2 protein-coding genes are annotated in these 1,508 nt (G+C 46.0%); both read left to right on the top strand.

Annotated features, from left to right (window positions below):
* The first annotated feature begins 353 nt into the window (after window positions 1–353).
* Window positions 354–731 (top strand): Fur family transcriptional regulator, encoded by a 378-nt coding sequence (locus AC14M5_RS04860; RefSeq protein WP_484028512.1) that lies wholly within the window; start codon window positions 354–356, stop codon window positions 729–731.
* Between the two features lie 7 nt (window positions 732–738).
* Window positions 739–1,508, top strand: a 770-nt coding sequence (locus AC14M5_RS04865) for a metal ABC transporter substrate-binding protein (RefSeq protein ID WP_484028513.1), incomplete at its 3' end; no start/stop codon positions are given.

The raw sequence follows: 1,508 nt of genomic DNA on the forward strand, positions 1-1,508 counted from the left end.
TATGAGGTGAGATGGCCTTACGATGGAGACTTTTATTCTATTTACTACGCCGGTTCTGAACAGTATGGGAATATGGACTGGAAAACCTGGGCCGCGGGCATTGATTATGTAAATGGAAAACCGTTCATTTACGCCCTGATGCAACTCTTTTGGGAGCCATAATATTAGATGACAGTCACCTTTACTTATTTATGCCAGCAGAAATCTGCTGGCTTATTTTTTGGATGAATGTAAGAAGCAGGCGGCTTACGTATACTATATGAATATGTTTGTTATTGTAAAAACTTGCAATAAGGATGGATATGTCCTGCGCTTCTGAGTATGCCCCTCAACTCCGTGCCCGCGGATTTAGAATGACACCTCAACGTATGGCGATTCTGCACGTTCTTCGCCATCAAGGGAAGCATCTTTCCCCCTCTGCGGTTTATAAAAAAGCGCTCAAGGAATTGCCCGGCCTCACTGAACCGACGGTGTACCGCACACTTGAGTTTCTGTCAGATAACGGTTTGGTACGTCCTTCGTACTCTTCGAATGGCCATTTGACCTACGAGATCGCCGGGATCGAACATCATCATATCGTTTGCAGAAATTGCGGTGCTGAGATCGAAGTAGAACATACCCTGCTCGAAAGTCTTTACCGTTTGCTGGAAACCACCAGCAGATACCGAAGCATCGATAGCCATGTAACTTTTTTCGGTATCTGCCCGGAGTGTCAAGGAAAAACTTTATAGGACATACATGAAAACCGGGCCTATCGTTTACCTCAGTTTTATTCTTGCATTATTAATAGTCGGTTGTGCGCCAGTAGGAAATGCTGCACAAGATGGCAGGCTAAATGTAGTTGCCACGGTTTCTCCGATTACCAATATTATTTACAATATCGGAGGCGAGCATATTACATTATCTGGTATTGTGCCGGAGGGTGTGAACTCACATACATTCGAGCCTGCTCCCTCTGATGCCAGGAAATTGGCAGGCGCAGATGTTATTTTTGTCAACGGACTCAATCTCGAGGATCCAACTTTGGAGCTTGCGAAAGCCAATTTGAAAGATGGTGCAGAGATCGTCATCCTGGGTGAACAAACCATCAGCCCGGAAGAATATGCCTTTGATTTCTCATTCCCAAAAGAGGAAGGGCACCCCAACCCACATTTGTGGCCCAATCCGATCTATGCTTTGCGCTATGCTGAAATAGCCAAAGACGCCTTGGTTCGTCGTGACCCTGCCAACGCAGATTATTACAAAAAGAATTATGAGGCTTTCAAAGCTCGCATTGAAGCGTTGGATGAGGCTATCAAAGCGACCATCAATAGCATTCCTGAGAACAATCGCAAACTGCTGACCTATCACGACTCGTTTGCTTACTTTGCGCCCCGTTACGGCATGACGATCATCGGCGCGATCCAACCTTCGGATTTTGCCGAACCCTCAGCGAAGGACGTGGCTGACTTGATCACGCAAATCAAGGAGGAAAAAGTTCCAGCAGTATTTGGATCGGAAGTTTTTCC

The sequence above is a fragment of the Candidatus Villigracilis sp. genome (assembly GCF_057083605.1).